The organism is Pseudidiomarina sp., from assembly GCF_048267825.1.
GTDB lineage: Bacteria > Pseudomonadota > Gammaproteobacteria > Enterobacterales > Alteromonadaceae > Pseudidiomarina.
Window position 1 is genome coordinate 52,799 of the sequence record NZ_JBLWWR010000006.1, and the last position, 20,746, is coordinate 73,544.

Sequence of the window (20,746 nt, forward strand, 5' to 3'; positions counted from 1 at the left end):
TCAAGATCGGGGATCTCTGGCGGTGAATTATGTCATAATGTCTTGAATAACAAGGGTTTCGAAGTATTACTGAAGCCCTGACAGCGTTTTATTCTTATTTTTTTCAGTTGTGGAAACTGATTTTAAACACACATGTGGGAGTCACATTATGTTTCATCAATTCTTATTAGAATCGAAGTAGAAGACTAACACATTACTCATGGATTGCCAGCCACAAATACAAATTTCTTTAGAACAATTTTTACACGATCTTGAAAACCGTTATGCGCAAAAGGAATCAACATTGTCTTACTTTTTCTATATACTGCTTGTCATAGTTCTTGCAAATGTGATCTGAACTAGTGTTGAATAGGCAATCAGCTTTGCGCTAAAACAACAAATAATCCCTTTAATCAAACGTGGTCCTATGGAAACAGAATCGATGAAGCTTACAAAAGATGAGCTGCGCCAACTCGAAGAGTTCGAGCGCCGACGCATCGCTCTAAATCATTCTGAATGGTGGGATAGGCTGTCGATGGACCAGAAGTTTGGCGTGTACCAATTGCAGAAATTTGGCTTTGACCTCGCGTTTATTCGCAACACGGAAGACGGCCCGTTGGCCGTGGTTCGCCGTGGTAGCGAATTCGCAAGCGTTAACCATGAGGGTGACGTAGATTTAAGCCCAGACATCGTTTTGCGTGATTAACGGGCCCACTACTGCGCTCGCAATTCGCGTAAAACAGCTTGAGTGTTGAGCTCAACACCCTCATGCCACAACTTAAACGCAACCCCTGCTTGCTCAACCAACATACCTAATCCGTCAAAAACTTCAGCCACACCCGCTTTTTGCGCCTGCTGCATAAAGGCAGTTGGCTCCGCACCATACATCATGTCGTAAACCGCTCCAGCTCGACCCAGTTGTTCCGACGCAATCGCGACTGTTTGATTGGCTAACGATGCACTGGTCGCATTGATGACCAAAGCGTCTTGCGGTATCACGAGCTCGTTTAAAGGCGCTGCGACAAGTGCTTTATGCTTAAAAGCTTCAACAATAGCATTCGCTTTTTCGTGTGTGCGGTTAGCAATAATCAGTTGTCTGGGGCTCTCTGCCAGTAAGTTTCCTACAACGCCTCGTGCTGCACCGCCAGCGCCGAGTAAAACAATGTCTCTTTGCGCAATAGTTTGCTTCAGGTTCTGCGTCAAATCACGCACCAGGCCAATACCGTCGGTATTATCGCCGAGCAGTTGGCCGAGCCCAAGAGGCACAAACGTATTTACTGCGCCTGCTTGCTGCGCCCGTGCGGTAACATGTGTCGCTAGTTCATAGGCTTCTTCTTTAAATGGCAGGGTAATATTTGCGCCAGCCCCCCCTTCACGAAAAAATTGAGCAACCGCTCGGCGAAACCGGCTAACCGATGTTAAACTGCGCGTATAGTTCAGCTTCACTCCCACTTGCTTAGCAAAAGCTAAATGTATTTGCGGAGACAAGCTGTGAGATATTGGATTACCAAAGACAGTAAATAACGCCATGCTTAATTTCCTTCGCTCGAGCAAAAAGGCCAGTGGCCCACAATCAATCTACGACCAACTTGGTGGTGAAGTCGCTGTGCGTGCCATTGCAGAACGTTTTTATGATGTCATGGAGAGCGACCCGCGCGCAAAGGATTTGTTGGCCATTCACCCGCAACCAATGCATGGCATTCGGCAAAAATTCTTCGAGTTTCTAAGTGGTTGGTTTGGCGGTCCGGCTTTGTTTGAAAAGAAATATGGGCATCCAAGGCTGCGCGCAAGGCACCTGCCCTTTACCATTGATATAAAATTGCGCGACCAGTGGTTACTTTGTATGTACCAAGTGCTCGATGAACAAGTTTCTGACCCCTTGCTGAAAATGCAATTACGCAGCCAGTTCACACAGCTTGCTCACCACATGATCAATACCGGCTAAAGCTCCTGGAGCCAATCCCGAGGCCGCAAATAGTCAGCATACAATTTCGCCTCAGCGCTATTTGGTTCTGGCTGATAACCGTATTCCCAGCGTGCCAGCGGTGGCATCGACATAAGAATAGATTCAGTGCGCCCGCCGGTTTGTAAGCCAAACAATGTGCCCCGGTCCCACACCAAATTAAATTCCACGTAGCGCCCACGACGGTATAACTGGAAGTCACGCTCACGTTGGCCAAATTCGGTGTGCTTGCGCCTTGCAATAATTGGTAGGTAGGCGTTTAGGTAGGCGTCACCCACTGCGCGCATAATTGCAAAGCTTTCTTCAAAACCGCGATCATTCAGGTCATCAAAGAACAAACCGCCAACGCCGCGAGTTTCATTGCGGTGTTTGAGCCAAAAGTAATCGTCGCACCATTTTTTGAACTTCGGGTACAGATCATCACCAAATGGTTTTAGTGCATCGTGGGCCACCTGGTGCCAATGTTTTATGTCATCGTCAAACGGATAAAATGGGGTAAGGTCGAAACCGCCACCAAACCACCAAACTGGCTCCGCATCTTCTTTTTCCGCAATAAAGAACCGCACGTTGGCATGGCTTGTCGGCACATACGGGTTGTTCGGATGCATCACCAATGACACGCCGCATGCGTTAAAATTTCGCCCCGCTAACTCCGGCCGATGTGCCGTAGCCGAGGCCGGCATTTGTTCACCAAATACATGTGAATAACCAACGCCGCCCTGTTCAAGAACCGCTCCGTCACGCAATACACGCGAACGACCACCGCCGCCACCAGGGCGTTGCCATACTTCTTCTTTAAATGTTCCAACACCGTCAGCTTGCTCGAGTGCCAAGCAAATACGATCTTGCAAGTCTTTTAAGTAATGATTGACCTGATCGAGCATGTTTTCTTGCATATCTAGTCTCTAAAAATCTGTTGGGTTAGCGGGTCAATTATCCGTGACGGCTTCGTTGCGCCGCCCGTCGGTGCATCCATCACCCATGCAATACTGTCTCCAAATGTTTTACGTACGTCTGCGGCTGTAGTAAGCGCTGGTTGCCCCGACAAGTTCGCACTGGTCGAAACGATGGCACTGCCAAGAGCCTTACATAATTGCCGAGCAGGTTCATGTGCAGTCACGCGAACTGCAATTTTATCATGCGCTCCACGCAACCACTCCGGCACATTCTCCGCTGCTGGTAATAATAGCGTTACCGCTCCTGGCCAATTTGAAAACACGCTAAAACGCTTGTCTTGAGGGATTTTTGCATCAGCCACAAAACCCACCAGTTGGCTGTAATCGGCGGCAATTAAAATGAGGCCTTTTTCCTGAGGGCGTTGCTTTGCCTGCAACAGCTTCTGCACAGCACGTTCATTACGTGGGTCACACCCCAAGCCAAACACAGCCTCGGTCGGATAGGCAAGAAGTTCGCCTTGCGCAAATGCTTGCTTTGCGGGCAACCACGGATCGGTCTGCTCAGTCATGAATTTATCTCTTTTACAAAAAATGGTTCAGTTAACGATTGCGCGCTATTTTATCGAAGATTTGTAATCACAGGAATCATCGGCGCAAATCCAGCGTTCACCGGCGGCGGTTTTTTTCTTTAGCAACAGAGGAAAGTCACATTTTGGGCAGCTTTCCGGCACCGGCGGCAGGTTAACCGAGTATTTGCATTTAGGGTAATGGTCGCAAGCGTAAAACGAATTACCAAAGCGGCTTGTCTTTTGCACAAGCTTGCCTTGTTTGCAGGTTGGGCACTGCGCATCGGTTCCGGGGTCAAAATCAGCAGCCGTCATATAATCGCAGTCAGGATGGCCACTACAACCAACATAAAGGCCATATCGGCCTTTTTTTAGCTGCAGATCGCGCTGACACCGGGGGCATGGTACGCCCAGTGACTGAGGCTCCAAAAAGTTATCGGTCATTTAATGCAATAAACCCTCGGGTTCCTCAAACAGCAAGCCTTCCATTTGATCGTAAGCTTCTTCATGGCCTGGTACATTAAATAGTACCATCAGCACCACCCACTTCAAATCGTCCAGCGTAAACTGCGGCATGTCGAGTTCCATAACGCGATCAATAACCATTTCACGCGTTGAAAAATCAAGCACACCAAGGTTTTCGAGATACATTAAGAACCCACGGCTGGAACAATCCAGACGCGCAACTTCTTCGGCCGTAAAGACCCGTGTACTGCTGTTCGGAGACTTATTCAGGTATGGTTTTAGCTGACTGTCCTGCAAGTCAGCCAGTCGCTCTAACCAAGCGAGTGCCTTATGAATCTCTTGGCGATGGAAACCAGCGCGCGTAAGTTCATCAGTCAGCTCATCATGGTTAACTACAACCTCCATGTCCGAATGAATATAGTTTTCGAACAAGTACATGAGGATATCAAACATCGTTAGCGCCTCCCCATTTTTATATAACCGCCTGCAATTGAGGTCACGCTCCCCTCTAACTCAAGTAACACCAACTGCTCTGTAACAATGGCAACCGGCAGCCCGCTGCGCGCTACAATGGTATCGATTGATGTGACCTCTGATCCCACATTAGCCAACAATTGGCGGTTTGCCAAGCTTCGGGTTGAATTAATTTGCCCGTGCCCTTGTTCATCATTAAATGGGGGTAAATCAGGTAAATTCAACTCATGCAAAATATCGCTTACCGAAACAGCTAATCCTGCGCCTTCACTGAGCAACTTGAAACACCCACTGTGGGCTGGATCCCATATTGAACCGGGCACGGCCATGACAATTCGCTGCTGCGCTTGCGCAAGGCTAGCGGTAACCAAGGTACCGCTGCGAAGCTTTGCCTCAACCACCAATACCAGTTGCGCCAGTCCGCTAAGAATACGGTTGCGCCGTGGAAAGTGATCACGCTTACCCGGCATACCAGGCGGAAATTCACTAATCACCAGCCCTGCCTGCATGATTTGTTGTTGCAACTGCTGATTGCGTGGTGGGTAGTAAATATCCGGCCCAGTGCCTAATACGGCCAAGGTTCGGCCTTCAGACAACGCGGCACGATGTGCCGCTGCATCAATACCCGCTGCTAATCCACTACTGACAACAACACCTGAACGCGCCAAACCACGCGCAAAGTAATCCGCTGAATGCTGTCCTACAGGTGAAGCATTGCGACTGCCTACAATAGCGACACAGGTACCTTGCAAGCAGCTAAGGTCACCGTGTGCGAATAATATGAGAGGTGGATCGTCAATGTGCTGCAATCGCTCTGGATAACGTGAGTCGCGTAGGTGAATAAGATGGCATTCAGGTTGCTTTAGCCACCGAAGAAGTCGGTCGACATGTGCGGGTACGATATTGGTTTCTGGCAGCCGTGCGTGATGAAGAATTTGCTCAAAAGAACTTAAGCTGCGTAAAAATTTCCGATGTTTGCTTGGCGCGCTGGCAAGCGCCAGCATCGCCGTTGCGGTTTCAGCGTCCATGCTGAAAACCTCCGAATTGTTAGTGAAGCAGTGTTTAGAATTGCTTCGGAATAAAATAATCGCCTACGGATAGCCATTCTCGCGAACGCAACACCATGGCAAAACTGGTTGTTTCTTGCACTTCTAAAACCATCATTTCAGCGGTTGCCGAAACGGGTAATTGCACCGTGTTGCGCCAAAGTCTGGAAAGATCATCCGCCGGTTTATAAAAGTTCACCAACTTAATTTCTTCGCCTTCAACAAAAACGGTCGAGCCCGGACGAATCGCTTGGTACATTTGGCCAACTTTGACACCATCCGCACGACCTTTATCAATCATAACCACGTCGTATTTGCCCTGCTCTTTTCTGTTATTCAGCGACGCAATAACTTGACCATCTATTGCGTTACCTGGCACTGGCGTAATAATTTCAGGTATGTTTAAAGGGCGTGCATCCATGAGGTAATCGCCGCGGCGAATCTCGCGCTGAATGCGGCTCAATTCTCCCTCAGCCAACTCACCGCTGTTAAAGGTAACGTTAACATCGCCAACATAGCGAAGTAACTCGCCTTGCGGCAGCCTTTCGATTGGCGTAAATACACTGTAAGTCGTTTTCTCGACGTTGCCCTTGATAAATATCGGCAGCATGCCATTGACTCGCGGTGCCCCACGGTTATCGCCAAGCACCTGTGGCAACGCAGTCATCTCTGATTTCGTGATCAAGCGGTGTTCGGTAAGCAGGGGGGCCAGCATTTCACGCGAAAACGTCGGAATCGGTTCACCTTTATCTTTCACTTCACCTTGTGGTAACAGCGCAACATATTCTTTGCGTGTAAGTTGCGGTTTACCATCAATCCACACCAAGGTGAGTTTGTCTCCCGGGTAAATCAAATGCGGGTTGGCCACGTCTTCATTAATGCGCCACAACTCAGGCCAATACCATGGGTCATTCAGGTACATTTCAGAGATATCCCACAGCGTATCCCCTTTCTTTACCACATACTCTTGCGGTGCATTGTCACGCAAAGTAAGCACATCGCCTGAGGTTTGCTGTTCCGTGTTCGATTGCGCCACGGCTACATGCTGTGGTGATACCAACAGAAAACCGATTAGCGCAATCGCCGGTAGTTGCCATTTGGTCATCGTAAGCTCCATTGTAAAACCGTGTGTTCATCCCCAAATTACGTTAAAATCACGCAAGATGAAACTAGCGAATGATAGGTTATGAGTAAATTAACAATTTTAAAATATCCCGACGAACGATTACGCACCATCGCACAACCAATTAAGCAGGTTGATGATGCCTTGCGTGCCGACATCGATAACATGTTCGAAACCATGTACGAATCCAATGGCGTAGGTTTGGCCGCGACGCAAGTCGATATCCACCGCCGCCTATTCGTTGCTGACTGCAGTGAAGATCAGAACGAAGCGCTCGTATTTATTAACCCAGAGATTACAGCACAAGAAGGTCACTTCACCAATGAAGAGGGCTGCTTGTCGTTTCCTGGAGTTTACGCCAAAGTTGAACGTGCTGGCAAAGTTACCGTCACGGCACTTGACCGAAACGGTGAGCAGTTTTCTTTAACCGCCGAAGGATTGCTGGCCATTTGCATTCAGCATGAAATCGATCACCTCAATGGTAAGCTGTTCGTTGACTACTTGTCGCCGCTAAAACGCGACCGAATTCGTAAAAAACTCGAAAAAGAAGCGCGTGTAAATGCCGAATCCTAAAAAGGTGGTGTTCGCCGGTACACCAGAGTTTGCCGCCGAACACCTTGCTGCATTGATTGATGATGAGCAAACCGAGGTGGTTGCTGTCTACACCCAACCGGACCGCCCAGCGGGGCGCGGTAAGAAACTTCAGGCCAGTCCGGTTAAGCAACTTGCATTGCAACACCAGTTACCGATACACCAACCACAATCATTGAAAGCCCCCGAAGTTCAGGCAGAGCTTGCCGCTTATCAAGCAGACGTTATGGTGGTGGTGGCCTATGGAATTTTATTGCCGCAAACGGTGCTTGATATGCCGCGCTATGGCTGTATTAACGTACACGGTTCGCTACTTCCTCGTTGGCGTGGCGCCGCACCAATTCAGCGCGCATTGTGGGCAGGTGATGCAGAAACCGGCATCGCCATTATGCAAATGGAAGCCGGCTTAGATACAGGGCCTGTGCTTTTTGAAGCGCGCTTACCGATTACCGCCGAAGATACCTCAGCAACTTTATATGACAAGCTGGCGAAATTAGGCCCACATGCGTTACTCGAAACATTGCATAACCTCGAAGCTCTGCAACCTCATGCCAAAACGCAAGATGACGCTGCGGCCACCTATGCAAAAAAACTGAGTAAAGAAGAAGCACAGCTGGATTGGAACCAACCTGCAATTGCATTGGAACGCTGGGTACGGGCGTTTAATCCATGGCCCATGTGCTGGCTCGTAGCCGGCCAAGGCGATATTGTTAAAGTATGGCGGGCTGATGTGGTGCCCGGCAGTAACAAGCCCCCAGGTACCGTATTGCAAGCCGATAAACATGGAATTGTCATACAAACCATTGAGCAGGCATTACGTTTGCTTGAGTTGCAGCCAGCAGGCAAAAAGCCAATGCCAGTGGCCGATTTTTTAAATGGCCGCAGTGACGGGTTCATTGTTGGCAGCCAGCTGCCCGTAGGTATTTTATGACTCAAACTAACCTGCGCCCGGGTGCCGAAAGTCGCGCTGTAGCTGCACAAGCGGTGTTTCAGGTGATTGAACAAGGCCGTTCGTTGAGTCAGGCACTACCAGAGTTGAACCGCAAACTTTCAGTGCGTGACCGTGGTATGGCGCAAGCGCTGGCATATGGTGTTTTGCGCCACCTACCCCAATTGAATTTTTTTATCGGCGCACTCATCGCAAAACCGCTAAAAGGCGAGTTGAAGATTTTACATTCGCTGCTGCTGGTTGGCGCATATCAACTAACTTATATGGGTTCAGCCGAACACGCGGCGGTTTCAGCTACCGTGGACGCGGCATTGCTATTAAAGCGCGGTAAACAAAAAGGCTTGGTCAACGGTGTATTGCGCAGCTTGCAGCGCCAGTTGCCGCAATTGCAAACGCAACTGCAACAAAAGCCAGCACTTACGCACGGGCACCCACGCTGGCTGGCTGATCGTATTCAAAGTCAGTATGCAGATAAAGCGTCAGCGATTATGGCTGCCAATAATGCTCAAGCTCCCATGTGGTTACGTATCAATTTACAGCATACCAATCGTGACAACTACTTGGCCCTACTCGATGAAGCTGGCATTGCAGCGCGCGCTGATTCACCATTAGCGAGCGCGATTTGCTTAGAACAAGCCGTGGATGTGCAGAGCCTCCCACACTTTAACGATGGCTGGGTTTCGGTGCAGGATATTGCAGCCCAACATGCAGCTTGGTTACTTGATGCGCAACCGGGCGAATCGGTACTGGACTGTTGTGCAGCACCGGGCGGAAAGACCGCCCATATTCTCGAACAACAGCCGTCTATACACATGCTTGCAATTGACTCTGACCCGCAGCGCCTGCAACGTGTACACGACAACTTAACCCGATTGCAGTTGAAAGCCGATGTAAAAGCAGCTGATGCGAGCGATGTGGATGCATGGTGGCATGGTGAGTTGTTTGATCGCATATTACTTGATGCGCCGTGTTCGGCTACTGGCGTGATTCGCCGCCATCCAGACATTAAATGGCTACGCCGTGACAGTGACATTGCTGATTTAACGCACACGCAGCAAAAGATATTGGATGCCCTGTGGCCCACCTTAAAGCCGGGCGGTACCCTTCTTTATGCAACTTGTTCTATACTGGCGGAAGAAAATACACTGCAAATAGAAGCATTTAAAAAGCGCCATGCCGACGCTATTGCCGTTGCAACCAACCCCAATGGCGCAGTAGAGTGGCAATGGCTGCCGGGCGATTTTGACGGTGACGGTTTCTATTACGCAAAACTGGAAAAGCGCAGATGAAAATAGTGATTCTTGGTGGTGGACAAGTCGGCGGTACGTTAGCTGAAAACTTAGTTGGCGAAGACAACGATATTACGGTTGTTGATATTGATTCGGCACGCCTTGAGTCACTGGCCGAGCTGCATGACATTCGCACTATTGAAGGGCACGCGTCACACCCGCGTGTGTTACGCCAGGCTGGCTGCGAAGACGCAGACATGCTGATTGCCGTAACCCCAAGTGATGAAACGAACATGTTGGCGTGTCAAATCGCCTATACCTTATATCGCACGCCGAAACGCATAGCCCGCATCCGGTCCGAAGAGTACAGCGATTACAAAGATAAGCTGTTCCACAAAGATGATATTCCTGTTGATCACCTGATTTCACCAGAGCAGCAAGTTACCGACTACATTAAACGGCTGGTTGATTATCCTGGCGCTCTACAGGTTATGGAATTTGCCGGCGGCCGCGCCAGTTTGGTTGCAGTGCGAGCTTATTACGGCGGGAAGTTAGTCGGGCACGCAATTTCTACGCTTAAAAGCCACATGCCGAATGTTGAAACGCGCGTTGCTGCAATATTCCGTCAGGGACAAGCTATAAAGCCAATGGGTACAACCATTATTGAGGCTGGTGACGAAATCTTCTTTATTGCCGATACCCGCTATGTGCGCATGGTGATGGAAGAAATGCAGAAACTTGAACATCAGTACCGCCGGATTATGATTGCCGGCGGCGGTAATGTGGGTGCGGGCTTAGCCGCACGATTGGAAGAAAACCACCGCGTTAAACTCATTGAGCGCAATAAAGAACGCGCCGAGATGCTTAACGAGAGTTTGCAAAATACCACGATTCTTCACGGCGACGCCTCGGATGAGCGCTTGCTCACTGAAGAACACATTGAAGACATGGATGTGTTTATTGCGGTGACCAACGACGATGAAGCGAACATTATGTCGGCGATGTTGGCTAAGAAACTCGGCGCTAAGAAAACCATGGTGCTGATTCAGCGCCAGGCCTACGTTGATTTGGTACAAGATAACGTTATAGATATTGCTATTTCGCCGCAACGCGCGACAGTCTCTGCGTTACTCTCCCTAATTCGCAAAGGTGACATAGTGAATGCTTACTCACTACGAAAAGGCGCAGCTGAAGCTATTGAGGCCATTGCTCACGGCGACGAGAAGACCTCAAAAGTCATTGGTAAAACCATTGATGAGATTAAGCTCCCGCCAGGCACCACTATTGGTGCCATTGTGCGCGGTAATGAAGTTCTCATCGCGCACGACGACACTGTTTTGCAGGCCGATGACCACGTGATTCTATTTTTAGTGGATAAAAAGTACATTCGAGAAGTAGAACGCCTGTTCCAACCAAGCGCCCTGTTCTTCTAACGGGGCTTTAACTGCGCCAAAATGTGGGCGTTAGCAATACCAATATAGTGAATACTTCCAAGCGCCCAAATAACATCGCAACCACCAACAGCCATTTAGCCGTGTCGGAAATACCCGCATAATTCGCGGCCACTTCACCAAGGCCAGGACCAAGGTTATTCAGGCACGCAGCCGTTGCGGAAAATGCGGTAATGTCGTCTAACCCAGTCGCCAACAAGCCCAACATAATCACCACGAAAACCAAGGCATAAGCCGCAAAAAACCCCCACACCGCTTCGACGACACGTGGCGGTACAATGCGCTTGCCAAGTTTTACAGAATACATTCCCTGCGGATGTACAAGTCGATTCAGTTCACGTGCACCCTGACGGAAAAGTAAGAGTACGCGTACAACTTTGAGCCCGCCAGCTGTTGAGCTGGCACACCCCCCAATAAAACTGGCGAAAATGAGTAAGATAGGCAGAAATAGTGGCCAAGACGCAAAGTCCGTGGTGGCAAAACCCGCTGTGGTGCTAATGGAAACCGACTGGAATAAAGCCTGATTGAATGCGATTTCGGTGGTATCAAACACCTTGTGCACCAATACCGTCATAAACACGATAACAACCAGCACGGTTTGAATAAGTATAAACCCGCGAACCTCTGGATCTCGGAAATAGCTCAACAAAGAACGCCCGGTGATTGACGCGTAATGTACTGCGAAGTTAATTGATGACAGCAGCAAGAAAACCACACAAATCATATTAATGGTGGCGCTATCAAAATACCCCATACTGGCGTCGTAAGTGCTGAAGCCGCCGACGGCGATGGTGGAAAATGCGTGACTGATGGCATCAAACCAACCCATGCCAGCAAGCTTATAGGCAAAGGTACACACCAGCGTTAACGCCACATAAATATACCAAAGGTGCTTCGCGGTATCAGCAATTCGGGGCGTCATTTTGGCGTCTTTTAGCGGCCCGGGAATTTCCGCGCGATAAAGCTGCATGCCGCCGATGCCCAGCATTGGCAGTATTGCCACGGCTAACACGATGATACCCATACCACCGAGCCATTGCAGTTGCTGGCGATAGAACAAAATACTATGGGGCAAATGATCGATGCCAGTTAAAATTGTAGCGCCAGTGGTCGTTAGGCCAGAAAAAGATTCAAATGCGGCATCGGTAATAGACAGCGGCACTTCAGCGGTGAACCAAAAAGGTAAAATACCCACCGAGCCCAACACGGTCCAGAAAAGTACTGTGAGCAAAAAGCCGTCACGAACTTTCAGATCTGAGCGCTCATTGCGGTTTGGATACCACACCAAAAAACCCACAATAATACTCACAATGAACGACAACAGGAACGCAACGCCGCCACCGTCTTCATAGATCAGCGCCACAACACCTGGCGGTATTAAGGTGGCACTGAACAAACAAATTAATAGTCCAAGAATGCGAAGAATGCCGCGAAAGCGCACTAGGAGTCCTCATTTATAATTGTTAGTGCTACGCGCCCGTGCGTAGCGTTTTTTATTTCAGTTTTGAGTTCTAAGGCTGTTTCCGCCACAACGGCGAGTTGCGCAGCGATGCGTTCTGCAAATTCCTGCTGTTCAATTTCGGCATGATAACGCTGCAACACATGTGAAATCACATTTTCATCTGCGTAATCGTAGTTTATCTGCGCCGCTTTGCGTAGTATTTTTTCTTGTGTTTGCAGAACCTTAAGCACTTCAGCCGTCGCTTGACTGTACGCACGCTGTAAACCGCCGGTGCCTAATTTGGTGCCACCAAAATAGCGTATCACCACCGCCGAAATTTCACCAATACCACTGCTTTGTAGCACATTAAACATCGGCTTCCCAGCCGTTCCCGTAGGTTCGCCATCATCACTCATTGCGTATTTCTGGCTGTCATTGGGTGCGCCCCATAATGCCGCCGAACAATAATGACTTGCTGCAGGCCATTGCTGCTGACACGCCTGAATATGTTGTTGATGTTCTTGTACGGAACAAACCTGCCGTACCGACGCAATAAAGCGACTGTTTTTAACCACAACTTCTGCTTCTGCAACGCCAACGGGCACCAAGTATCCGCTCATGACTGTCCTATTGTTTTGGTCCAGTAATACTAATTTGCATGGGCAGCAACTCGCCAAATACATCGGCTTGCTGGCTATCATTACGCAAGGTGCGATAAATCTGTTGGTAGGCCAATACATTCTTTACGTAATTACGCGTTTCTGCGTAGGGTATAAGCTCCACCCACCGGTCAGCTTCAAGTGGCTGATCTGGCAACCAATCATAAACGCGATAAATACCTGCATTGTAAGCGGCCGTGGCTAGCAACCAGTTGTTGCCTAAGCGCCGCTGTAAATCAGCTAGGTAGCGCGTACCTAAGCGAATATTGTACGAGGCGTTAAATAACTCGTGGGTGCTCACGTCACGCCGCTCAACCAAATTCGCGGTGGTGGGTAACAGTTGCATGAGCCCATAAGCGCCAGCATGAGAGCGTGCGTCATCGCGAAACGCACTTTCACGCCGCGACACCGCCAACGCCCAGTTTACATCTATTTTGGCTGCATCCGAAAAGCGCTGGTGCTCGTCCATGTAAGCTTCTGGAAAACGCTGGGCAATCGCATCATATTCACCTAACTTGCCGAGCGTATAAATCGCCTGATCATGCCAACCCCAGTCGCTGGCGATCATCGCTAGTGCGCGCTGATCGGCAAGCGAAGCATGCTCTATTAATGCATTCCATTCGCGGCGCGCATCAATATCACGGTTTAATGCGCGTAGTTCGAAAGCTCGCTGAACGCCAGGTAACTGGCGCACTCGGTTGAGGTGCTCCGGATCAATGACTATTGGGTCTTTAGTCAGCGTTAACGGTTGATTTAACTGGGCGGCCGCTAGAAACCCATAATAGCTGCGCTCTTGCGCAACGCGCTGCCAAACCTGCTTGGCCACTTGCTCATGACCCAGAGCTTGCAACGCGCGGGCGAACCAGTACTGCCACTGGCCTGATTCCCGCTGCGCATCGGGCAGCCGTGGAACCAGCCCCATCACCTGCACCCAAGCGCCGTGGCGTAACCATTCAGCCAACTGCCAATGTAAGGTTACATCTGTGTGTTCGGTTGGATCAAGCCGCGCCAACCAGCGGCCTGCTTGATCATGCCCTTTTAAACTGAGTGCAACAGCAAACGTTTGGCGCAACTGCAAATATTGCTCGGCAGAAAAGTTGATATGCGTCGGTAAAGTATCCATCACTCTAAGTGCAACGTCTGGGTCGCGCCAAATCAAACGTCCAAGTCCGTACGCTACAATTCTCGTTTCGTGCACAGGATAATCGCCAGCAAGAAACTTGGTATCAGCAATTTGACTTGGGTCACGTCGCACACGACGGTAATGCTCAGCCAAGTAATGCATTGGTTGAGGTAGCATTTTTTGCAAGTAAGGAATGAGCGTATGCTGGCCCCCTTCTGCAGCCAATGCAATGCGTTCCCAAACCATGTCATCGGTGCGCAACCCAGCGTTTTGCCAAGCTTCAAGCACAGGGTCACAGGCATCGGGAAGTGACTCACCGGTTAACCAAATATCATTCATCAAACGCAGTATAGGCTTTGTTTCACCGGTACCGGTTGCTAATTGAGCGTAGATTGCAAAACACTGGTGGCGGGTTGAACCGGGCGCATCGTAGTCGCGTAAGAATTGTTCGTAATGATGCCCCGCCATCAATTTATCAAGCCACATAGCTCGCGTTTGCCACTCCAGCGGCGACTGCGGATAGGCGTGCAGGAAATCTAATACTTCAGTTTCCTGTTCGGGCTGCGCAAATTGACGCAGGTATATGGCATCTAAATAAGGTGCTAAGGGATAGCTGTGAAGTGCTTCACGCAGTCGCTGATAGTCTTCAAGCTGGCGTCGCTTTACTGCCACTTCAGCTTCAAGAAAGAGTTCGCGCTGTTGCACGCGCACGTCTATATCGGCATTTTCGGCTGAACGGGCTTGCATTACACCTGTCATACCAATTACCGCAACAATTCCGAGCGTTAAATACCGCAAACCATCATTTAACTTCGACATAATTCAAACGCACGTTTAAAAAACCATTGAAAAATTGCCCTAATAAGGCCAAACTCTAGGGCGACTATAAGAACCACTTTAACCGAAAGCAATCTGATTATCAGTAAACGCTTAAGGAGACCGAATATGATTTATCAGGGTGATAGCATTCGGGTCGAATTTGTTGAAGACGGCATTGCCGAGCTTCAGTTCGCAGCCGCTGGCTCCGTGAACAAGTTTGACCAGAAAACCTTGGAAGAATTCAGCCAAGCGCTCAAACAACTGGCCAACACCAAAGATTTACGCGGTGTTATTGTCACAAGCTCAAAACCTACCTTCATTGTAGGCGCTGACATTACCGAATTCCTTACTTTATTTGCTGATGTTGAGCAAACCAAGGTCTGGGTTGCTAAAGCGTCACGTGTCTTTGACCAGCTCGAAGACCTGCCAGTGCCTACCGTAGCGGCGGTTACAGGCTTTGCCTTAGGTGGCGGTTGCGAAGCAGCGCTAGCGTGTGATTACCGTGTTGTTGATACCACAGCTGTTATCGGCCTGCCAGAAGTTAAACTTGGTTTAATTCCAGGCTTCGGCGGCACCATGCGCTTGCCGCGTATTATTGGTCCGGATAACGCACTTGAACTCATTACCACCGGCAAAAACAACAAGCCTGATGATGCACTCAAAATTGGGTTAGTTGACTCGGTAGTAGCGCCTGAGAAATTGCGCGACGCAGCGTTAGCGATAGTGAAATCGGCCATTGCGGGCGATTTAAATTGGCAAGCTAAACGTCAACCAAAACTTGAGCCACTGCAAGCCAACGAAACAGAATCGACGATGACCTTCGTAACTGCGAAAGCGATGGCCGCAGCGCAAGCTGGTAAACATTACCCTGCGCCACATGCAGCGATTAAGGCAGTTGAAGACGGTGCTAAACATTACCGCGAAGAAGCGTTAAAAGCAGAAAATGCAGCATTTGTCGGGTTAACGCAAACAGATGCATGCCGTGCCCAAGTCGGTATCTTCATGGCTGACCAAATGGTCAAAGGCAAGGCCAAGAAAGCAGCGAAATTGGCAACCAAAGAAATCAAACGCGCAGCAGTACTCGGTGCTGGCATTATGGGGGGCGGCATCGCCTACCAGTCGGCGTATAAGGGTGTACCTGTTGTCATGAAAGACATTCGTCAAGATGCATTAGATCTTGGCATGAATGAAGCCAGTAAAATTATGGGCAAATTGGTTGACCGCGGCCGCATGGATCATAAGAAAATGGCCAAGGTACTGTCGTCTATCACCCCAACTCTGCTTGATGAAGGCGTAAAAGGCGTCGACATTGTGGTAGAAGCTGTGGTTGAAAACCCAGACGTGAAAGGCAAAGTGCTTGCACAGATGGAAAGCATTGTAGATGCCGATACAATTTTAGTCTCAAACACCTCGACCATTTCTATTGACCGCTTAGCGAAAAACTTGAAAGACCCATCGCGTTTCTGCGGTATGCACTTTTTCAATCCTGTGCATAAAATGCCGCTGGTTGAAGTTATCCGTGGTGAGAAAACATCTGAAGAAGCTGTTGCCGCTGTTGTTGCCTATGCCACACGCATGGGTAAAACCGCAATTGTGGTCAATGACTGCCCAGGCTTCTTGGTAAACCGCGTATTGTTCCCATACTTGGCAGGTTTCGCTGGCATGGTCGATGAAGGCGTAGATTTTGCAGGCATCGATAAAGTTATGGAACGTCAGTTCGGTTGGCCGATGGGCCCGGCTTATTTGTCCGATGTGGTTGGTATCGATACGGCGGATCATTGTACGGTTGTCATGGCCGATGGCTTCCCCAGCCGAATGCCGCGTGATACCAGTAGCGCCATTGCAAAACTCGCTGCTGCAGAACGCTATGGCCAGAAAAATGGCAAGGGCTTCTACAATTATGGCGTGGATAAAAAAGGCCGCCCAACTAAAGAAAAAGCTCCTGAGGTTTATGAAATGCTGGGTGTTTCGGATAAGCAACTCGACGCTGACGAAATTATCGCACGTTGCATGGTGCCTATGGTTAATGAGTGTGTTCGTTGCCTGGAAGAAGGTATTGTCGCGAGCGCAGCCGAGTGCGATATGGCCCTGCTGTACGGCCTTGGTTTTCCACCATTCCGTGGCGGCCCGTTCCGTTACCTTGAAACGGTAGGCTTAGAAAAGTTTGTAGCCTTAGCCGACAAGTACGCGCACTTAGGTGAAATGTATCAAGTAACCGATGGCCTGCGTGAAATGGCCGAGTCAGGCAAATCGTACCTGGCAGGTTAATCAATAGCGCAGCGCTAACGGAGGAATTTATGAAAGACGTAGTGATTGTCGATTGTATTCGTACCCCAATGGGTCGTTCAAAGAATGGCGTGTTCCGCAATGTTCGCGCCGAAGACCTTTCAGCTCACTTGATGAAGGGGCTGCTTGAACGTAACCCTCAGGTTGATGCAAATGAACTGGAAGATATTTACTGGGGTTGTGTTCAACAAACCTTAGAGCAAGGCTTCAATATTGCGCGCAACGCGTCGTTAATTGCTGGCATTCCACACCATGTTGCAGCGGTTACAGTTAACCGTCTGTGCGGGTCGTCGATGCAAGCGATTCATGATGCGGCACGAGCCATTATGCATGGCGATGGCGACATCATGATTGCCGGTGGTGTCGAGCACATGGGTCATGTTCCGATGACGCATGGCATCGATTTTCATCCGGGTATGAACATGTCGGTTGCACGTGCAGCCGGCAGTATGGGTATGACTGCCGAGCTACTTGCGCGCAAATTTGGGATTGACCGTGCAGCACAAGACGCTTTCGGAGCACGTTCGCACCAACGCGCACATGCAGCAACCCTTGAAGGCCGTTTTGCGAAGGAAATTTTGGCACTAGAAGGCCATGATGCTGACGGTATTTTGCATTTAGTGAAAAACGACGAAGTGATTCGTCCAGAAACCACGGTAGAAGGCCTAGCGGCGCTGCGTCCGGTATTTGATCCGGTTAATGGCACCGTAACTGCGGGTACCTCGTCAGCGTTGTCTGACGGCGCTGCAGCATGTTTAGTCATGTCTGCCGAAAAGGCGAAGCAACTGGGCTTAACCCCGCGCGTACGCATTCGTGCTATGGCTGCGGCTGGTTGCGACCCGTCAATTATGGGTTACGGCCCAGTTCCAGCAACCCAAAAAGCACTTAAGCGTGCAGGTCTCGAAGTGAAAGACATTGATCTTTGGGAGCTTAATGAGGCGTTTGCAGCGCAATCCTTGCCTGTTTTAAAAGGCCTGGGCTTGCTTGATGTGATGGATGACAAAGTGAACTTGAACGGCGGCGCAATTGCCCTCGGTCACCCACTTGGCTGCTCCGGCGCACGTATCTCCACCACGTTAATTAACTTGATGGAGAATAAAGATGCGACCTTGGGTGTTGCGACCATGTGTATTGGTTTAGGCCAAGGCATCGCCACCGTCTTCGAACGCGTGTAAGAATACCGTTGTTCGTTATTGGTTATTGGTTATTCAAAAAAAGCCAAGAATGGAAACAAAAAACTCCGAGGCTTAAAAGCTTCGGAGTTTTTTTTCGAATAACGATTAACGAATAACAATTAACGCCTTTGTTTTTTTGCTGCCTTTGGCTTTTAGCTGCCTTTGCGGATGAGGTAGCGATAAGGCTTCGTGTCGGTTTCTGCTAGCAATAACTCGTGATCCATAAAACGGCAGAAGCTTGGAATGTCGCGTGTTGTTGCTGGGTCGTCAGCAATCACCTCAAGCGTGTCACCAAGATTTAGCTTGCGCATAGTTAAGCGCAACAGCATTACCGGTTCTGGGCACCGTAGCCCCAGTGTATCCAGCTGCAAAGTTGCTTCGCCCGTCATGCTCTCTTTCCCATTCCACCGATAACGACTACGGTCGGTTACAGGTATTTTTGCCAAAACTCTGCGTTACCCATTTCTGCATCAAGCTGGTAAGGCTTAAAACCAAACTTTTCATAGGCGACTTTCGCCGGCTCGTTGCCCTGAATAACTTCCAGTGTCAATTTGCAGCAGCCTCGGAATTGCGCCAAAGTTTCTACTTCCTGAAGTAGACGCTTGGCAATGCCTTGACCACGAAAATCTTTGATCACGGCGATATCGTGAATATTCATCACCGGTTTTGCTGCGAACGTCGAAAACCCTTCAACGCAATTAGCAAGACCGACTGGCTGGTCGTCAACAAAAGCCAAAATAGAGAACACATGGTCACGCTTAGCCATCTCGTCGATGAGATTTGCGCGCGTGTTTTCGGGTAAGGCTTCCCCACCGCCCATAGGATCTTGTGCGTAATCGTCAAGCATATCGACGACCGCTTGGCGGTGTTTCGGGTTGGTATAATCGGCTAGCACAATTTCTAACATGACAAACTCATCTTAAAGTGAAAAACGACGCATTGCTTCGCTTGTCGATTCATAACAATGGCAGTCTACGACATGGTCGTTCACCATGCCCACCGCCTGCATAAAGGCATAACAAATGGTTGTACCGACAAAGCTAAAGCCTGCTTTTTTTAAGGCTTTTGCCATATTATCAGAAACTTCATCTGATGTGGGAATATCGCCACCCTGTCGAGCGAATATTCGCGGCTGCCCGTCGCTAAAGTTCCACAAGAATTCATTAAACTGGATGCCTTGCTCCTGCAATTTCAGGTAGGCCTGCGCATTTTTGAATATGGATTCGATTTTTAATCGGTTGCGAATAATTCCCGCATTATGCATAAGTTCGGTTTTGTAGGTTTCAGGGAGTTCAATGATTTGTTCCGGATCAAACCCGCAGAAGGCCTTTTCGTAATTGGCTTGCTTGCGTAGTATCGTAATCCAACTTAAGCCAGCTTGTTGGCCATCCAAACACAACTTTGCGAACAGCTCCTGACTGTCGGCAACTGGGCGCCCCCACACGGTATCATGATAATGAATATAGTCTGGGCTTGAGCCACACCAACTGCAGCGGTTAATTGTTTCACTCATTTCGCACGGTATCCTGTAACCTCGCTTCAACACAGGGTATAATTTACGCCAATTTGGTTTAGAAATCAGCATGAGATGACGCATGGCTAGCTACGACGTAAAAACGTTTCAAGGGCTTATTCTTGCCCTACAGGATTACTGGGCGCAACAAGGGTGCGCGGTTGTTCAACCGTTAGATATGGAGGTTGGTGCTGGCACCTTCCATCCTATGACATTCTTGCGCTCTATTGGTCCTGAGCCGGCAAGCTTTGCGTACGTTCAGCCATGTCGACGCCCAACCGACGGCCGTTATGGTCAGAACCCAAACAGGCTGCAGCATTATTATCAGTTCCAGGTACTATTGAAACCGTCGCCTGACAATATTCAGGAACTTTATCTTGGCTCGCTGGAAATGCTTGGCTTCGACCCGTTGGTGCATGATATTCGCTTTGTAGAGGATAACTGGGAATCACCAACCCTAGGTGCATGGGGCTTGGGCTGGGAAGTCTGGTTAAATGGTATGGAAGTGACACAGTTCACCTACTTTCAGCAAGTTGGCGGCATTGAGTGCAAGCCAGTTGCCGGAGAAATCACCTACGGTCTTGAGCGCTTAGCCATGTACATTCAAGGCGTTGATAGCATTTATGATCTGGTTTGGACTGATGGTCCACGTGGGAAAATTCTCTATGGCGATGTGTTTCATCAAAACGAAGTAGAACAGTCTACCTATAATTTCGAGCATGCTGATGTCGAAGTACTGTTTGGGCGTTTTGATTCCTGCGAAAAAGAATGTGAGCACTTACTATCGGCAAACCTACCTCTACCGGCTTACGAGCAGGTTATGCGTGCTTCGCATGCATTTAACTTACTGGACGCGCGCCATGCTATTTCAGTGACCGAACGGCAACGCTATATTCTTCGCGTTCGCACCATGGCAAAGGGTTGTGCAGAGGCTTATTACGCTGCCCGCGAAGCGCTGGGCTTTCCGCTTGCGCAATCCAATCAAGAAGTACAGTAAG

The 20,746-nt window shown here is 49.3% G+C and carries 22 protein-coding genes; 9 read left to right on the forward strand and 13 right to left on the reverse strand.

Features of this window, described 5'->3' with window-relative positions:
* The first annotated feature begins 421 nt into the window (after positions 1 to 421).
* Positions 422 to 685, forward strand: coding sequence for a hypothetical protein (locus ACN0UN_RS06675; protein WP_417659310.1), 264 nt, complete (start codon positions 422 to 424; stop codon positions 683 to 685).
* An 8-nt stretch (positions 686 to 693) separates the two neighbouring features.
* Here ACN0UN_RS06675 and aroE read toward each other — a convergent pair whose 3' ends face one another.
* A complete protein-coding gene (gene aroE / locus ACN0UN_RS06680; protein WP_417659311.1) occupies positions 694 to 1,509 on the reverse strand; it encodes a shikimate dehydrogenase in 816 nt (271 codons plus the stop codon).
* Between aroE and ACN0UN_RS06685 the strand changes: the two genes are divergently transcribed.
* A complete protein-coding gene (locus ACN0UN_RS06685) occupies positions 1,508 to 1,924 on the forward strand; it encodes a group II truncated hemoglobin (RefSeq protein ID WP_417659312.1) in 417 nt (138 codons plus the stop codon). The two genes, aroE and ACN0UN_RS06685, sit on opposite strands and share 2 nt — an antisense overlap.
* Here the strand turns inward: ACN0UN_RS06685 and hemF are convergent.
* Genes hemF through ACN0UN_RS06715 form a run of 6 tightly spaced genes read right to left on the reverse strand, consistent with a single transcriptional unit; the run spans position 1,921 to position 6,494 of the window.
* On the reverse strand, positions 1,921 to 2,838 hold the full coding sequence (hemF, locus tag ACN0UN_RS06690) for an oxygen-dependent coproporphyrinogen oxidase (RefSeq protein ID WP_417659313.1): 918 nt from the start codon (positions 2,836 to 2,838) through the stop codon (positions 1,921 to 1,923). The two genes, ACN0UN_RS06685 and hemF, sit on opposite strands and share 4 nt — an antisense overlap.
* A 2-nt stretch (positions 2,839 to 2,840) precedes the next feature.
* Positions 2,841 to 3,407 carry an L-threonylcarbamoyladenylate synthase gene (locus ACN0UN_RS06695; protein ID WP_417659314.1) on the reverse strand — a complete coding sequence of 189 codons (567 nt, stop codon included), beginning with the start codon at positions 3,405 to 3,407 and terminating at the stop codon, positions 2,841 to 2,843.
* 45 nt (positions 3,408 to 3,452) lie between these two features.
* The gene (locus ACN0UN_RS06700; RefSeq protein WP_417659315.1) at positions 3,453 to 3,848 is read right to left on the reverse strand and encodes a type I DNA topoisomerase; all 396 of its coding nucleotides are present in this window, start codon (positions 3,846 to 3,848) and stop codon (positions 3,453 to 3,455) included.
* Positions 3,849 to 4,322 carry a DUF494 family protein gene (locus ACN0UN_RS06705; RefSeq protein ID WP_417659316.1) on the reverse strand — a complete coding sequence of 158 codons (474 nt, stop codon included), beginning with the start codon at positions 4,320 to 4,322 and terminating at the stop codon, positions 3,849 to 3,851.
* A 2-nt stretch (positions 4,323 to 4,324) separates the two neighbouring features.
* Positions 4,325 to 5,371: a DNA-processing protein DprA gene (gene dprA / locus ACN0UN_RS06710; protein ID WP_417659317.1), complete on the reverse strand. Its 1,047-nt coding sequence runs from the start codon at positions 5,369 to 5,371 to the stop codon at positions 4,325 to 4,327.
* 34 nt (positions 5,372 to 5,405) lie between these two features.
* Positions 5,406 to 6,494: a LysM peptidoglycan-binding domain-containing protein gene (locus ACN0UN_RS06715; protein ID WP_417659318.1), complete on the reverse strand. Its 1,089-nt coding sequence runs from the start codon at positions 6,492 to 6,494 to the stop codon at positions 5,406 to 5,408.
* Between the two features lie 81 nt (positions 6,495 to 6,575).
* Here ACN0UN_RS06715 and def point away from each other — a divergent pair, with 81 nt between their 5' ends.
* Genes def through trkA form a run of 4 tightly spaced genes read left to right on the forward strand, consistent with a single transcriptional unit; the run spans position 6,576 to position 10,714 of the window.
* Positions 6,576 to 7,085, forward strand: coding sequence for a peptide deformylase (def, locus tag ACN0UN_RS06720; protein ID WP_128352454.1), 510 nt, complete (start codon positions 6,576 to 6,578; stop codon positions 7,083 to 7,085).
* Positions 7,072 to 8,034, forward strand: coding sequence for a methionyl-tRNA formyltransferase (gene fmt / locus ACN0UN_RS06725; protein ID WP_417659319.1), 963 nt, complete (start codon positions 7,072 to 7,074; stop codon positions 8,032 to 8,034). Before def ends, fmt begins: the two co-directional genes overlap by 14 nt.
* On the forward strand, positions 8,031 to 9,341 hold the full coding sequence (gene rsmB / locus ACN0UN_RS06730; RefSeq protein ID WP_417659320.1) for a 16S rRNA (cytosine(967)-C(5))-methyltransferase RsmB: 1,311 nt from the start codon (positions 8,031 to 8,033) through the stop codon (positions 9,339 to 9,341). The genes fmt and rsmB overlap by 4 nt, the downstream gene beginning before the upstream one ends.
* Entirely contained in the window at positions 9,338 to 10,714 is a 1,377-nt protein-coding gene (trkA, locus tag ACN0UN_RS06735) for a Trk system potassium transporter TrkA (RefSeq protein WP_417659321.1), read from the forward strand. The genes rsmB and trkA overlap by 4 nt, the downstream gene beginning before the upstream one ends.
* 7 nt (positions 10,715 to 10,721) lie before the next feature.
* Here trkA and ACN0UN_RS06740 read toward each other — a convergent pair whose 3' ends face one another.
* The 3 genes from ACN0UN_RS06740 to ACN0UN_RS06750 are packed head-to-tail and all read right to left on the reverse strand — an operon-like array spanning position 10,722 to position 14,774.
* Positions 10,722 to 12,173: a TrkH family potassium uptake protein gene (locus tag ACN0UN_RS06740; protein WP_417659322.1), complete on the reverse strand. Its 1,452-nt coding sequence runs from the start codon at positions 12,171 to 12,173 to the stop codon at positions 10,722 to 10,724.
* On the reverse strand, positions 12,173 to 12,793 hold the full coding sequence (locus ACN0UN_RS06745; RefSeq protein ID WP_417659323.1) for a YigZ family protein: 621 nt from the start codon (positions 12,791 to 12,793) through the stop codon (positions 12,173 to 12,175). Before ACN0UN_RS06745 ends, ACN0UN_RS06740 begins: the two co-directional genes overlap by 1 nt.
* Positions 12,794 to 12,800: 7 nt before the next feature.
* On the reverse strand, positions 12,801 to 14,774 hold the full coding sequence (locus ACN0UN_RS06750; RefSeq protein WP_417659324.1) for a transglycosylase SLT domain-containing protein: 1,974 nt from the start codon (positions 14,772 to 14,774) through the stop codon (positions 12,801 to 12,803).
* Positions 14,775 to 14,900: 126 nt separating this feature from the next.
* On the opposite strand from ACN0UN_RS06750, the gene fadB reads away from it, so the two are divergent.
* On the forward strand, positions 14,901 to 17,042 hold the full coding sequence (fadB, locus tag ACN0UN_RS06755) for a fatty acid oxidation complex subunit alpha FadB (RefSeq protein ID WP_417659325.1): 2,142 nt from the start codon (positions 14,901 to 14,903) through the stop codon (positions 17,040 to 17,042).
* A 29-nt stretch (positions 17,043 to 17,071) separates the two neighbouring features.
* Entirely contained in the window at positions 17,072 to 18,235 is a 1,164-nt protein-coding gene (fadA, locus tag ACN0UN_RS06760) for an acetyl-CoA C-acyltransferase FadA (RefSeq protein ID WP_417659326.1), read from the forward strand.
* Between the two features lie 152 nt (positions 18,236 to 18,387).
* On the opposite strand, the gene tusA is transcribed toward fadA, so the two are convergent.
* Genes tusA through ACN0UN_RS06775 form a run of 3 tightly spaced genes read right to left on the reverse strand, consistent with a single transcriptional unit; the run spans position 18,388 to position 19,748 of the window.
* Positions 18,388 to 18,624 (reverse strand): sulfurtransferase TusA, encoded by a 237-nt coding sequence (gene tusA, locus ACN0UN_RS06765; RefSeq protein ID WP_417659327.1) that lies wholly within the window; start codon positions 18,622 to 18,624, stop codon positions 18,388 to 18,390.
* Between the two features lie 38 nt (positions 18,625 to 18,662).
* Positions 18,663 to 19,142, reverse strand: a complete 480-nt coding sequence (locus ACN0UN_RS06770) for a GNAT family N-acetyltransferase (RefSeq protein ID WP_417659328.1) — start codon at positions 19,140 to 19,142, stop codon at positions 18,663 to 18,665.
* A gap of 12 nt (positions 19,143 to 19,154) precedes the next feature.
* The gene (locus tag ACN0UN_RS06775) at positions 19,155 to 19,748 is read right to left on the reverse strand and encodes a DNA-3-methyladenine glycosylase I (protein ID WP_417659329.1); all 594 of its coding nucleotides are present in this window, start codon (positions 19,746 to 19,748) and stop codon (positions 19,155 to 19,157) included.
* Between the two features lie 82 nt (positions 19,749 to 19,830).
* Between ACN0UN_RS06775 and glyQ the strand changes: the two genes are divergently transcribed.
* Positions 19,831 to 20,745 (forward strand): glycine--tRNA ligase subunit alpha, encoded by a 915-nt coding sequence (gene glyQ / locus ACN0UN_RS06780; protein ID WP_417659330.1) that lies wholly within the window; start codon positions 19,831 to 19,833, stop codon positions 20,743 to 20,745.
* Position 20,746 lies beyond the last annotated feature (1 nt).

Bases quoted from the DNA above. Each gene is read 5' to 3' on its own strand.
- dprA (WP_417659317.1), bottom strand. From the start codon at position 5,371: ATGGACGCTGAAACCGCAACGGCGATGCTGGCGCTTGCCAGCGCGCCA.
- fadA (WP_417659326.1), top strand. From the start codon at position 17,072: ATGAAAGACGTAGTGATTGTCGATTGTATTCGTACCCCAATGGGTCGT.
- tusA (WP_417659327.1), bottom strand. From the start codon at position 18,624: ATGACGGGCGAAGCAACTTTGCAGCTGGATACACTGGGGCTACGGTGC.
- ACN0UN_RS06700 (WP_417659315.1), bottom strand. From the start codon at position 3,848: ATGACCGATAACTTTTTGGAGCCTCAGTCACTGGGCGTACCATGCCCC.
- fadB (WP_417659325.1), top strand. From the start codon at position 14,901: ATGATTTATCAGGGTGATAGCATTCGGGTCGAATTTGTTGAAGACGGC.
- ACN0UN_RS06745 (WP_417659323.1), bottom strand. From the start codon at position 12,793: ATGAGCGGATACTTGGTGCCCGTTGGCGTTGCAGAAGCAGAAGTTGTG.
- ACN0UN_RS06675 (WP_417659310.1), top strand. From the start codon at position 422: ATGAAGCTTACAAAAGATGAGCTGCGCCAACTCGAAGAGTTCGAGCGC.
- ACN0UN_RS06685 (WP_417659312.1), top strand. From the start codon at position 1,508: ATGCTTAATTTCCTTCGCTCGAGCAAAAAGGCCAGTGGCCCACAATCA.
- fmt (WP_417659319.1), top strand. From the start codon at position 7,072: ATGCCGAATCCTAAAAAGGTGGTGTTCGCCGGTACACCAGAGTTTGCC.
- aroE (WP_417659311.1), bottom strand. From the start codon at position 1,509: ATGGCGTTATTTACTGTCTTTGGTAATCCAATATCTCACAGCTTGTCT.
- ACN0UN_RS06750 (WP_417659324.1), bottom strand. From the start codon at position 14,774: ATGTCGAAGTTAAATGATGGTTTGCGGTATTTAACGCTCGGAATTGTT.
- ACN0UN_RS06775 (WP_417659329.1), bottom strand. From the start codon at position 19,748: ATGAGTGAAACAATTAACCGCTGCAGTTGGTGTGGCTCAAGCCCAGAC.
- ACN0UN_RS06715 (WP_417659318.1), bottom strand. From the start codon at position 6,494: ATGACCAAATGGCAACTACCGGCGATTGCGCTAATCGGTTTTCTGTTG.
- rsmB (WP_417659320.1), top strand. From the start codon at position 8,031: ATGACTCAAACTAACCTGCGCCCGGGTGCCGAAAGTCGCGCTGTAGCT.
- ACN0UN_RS06695 (WP_417659314.1), bottom strand. From the start codon at position 3,407: ATGACTGAGCAGACCGATCCGTGGTTGCCCGCAAAGCAAGCATTTGCG.
- ACN0UN_RS06770 (WP_417659328.1), bottom strand. From the start codon at position 19,142: ATGTTAGAAATTGTGCTAGCCGATTATACCAACCCGAAACACCGCCAA.
- hemF (WP_417659313.1), bottom strand. From the start codon at position 2,838: ATGCAAGAAAACATGCTCGATCAGGTCAATCATTACTTAAAAGACTTG.
- def (WP_128352454.1), top strand. From the start codon at position 6,576: ATGAGTAAATTAACAATTTTAAAATATCCCGACGAACGATTACGCACC.
- glyQ (WP_417659330.1), top strand. From the start codon at position 19,831: ATGGCTAGCTACGACGTAAAAACGTTTCAAGGGCTTATTCTTGCCCTA.
- trkA (WP_417659321.1), top strand. From the start codon at position 9,338: ATGAAAATAGTGATTCTTGGTGGTGGACAAGTCGGCGGTACGTTAGCT.
- ACN0UN_RS06705 (WP_417659316.1), bottom strand. From the start codon at position 4,322: ATGTTTGATATCCTCATGTACTTGTTCGAAAACTATATTCATTCGGAC.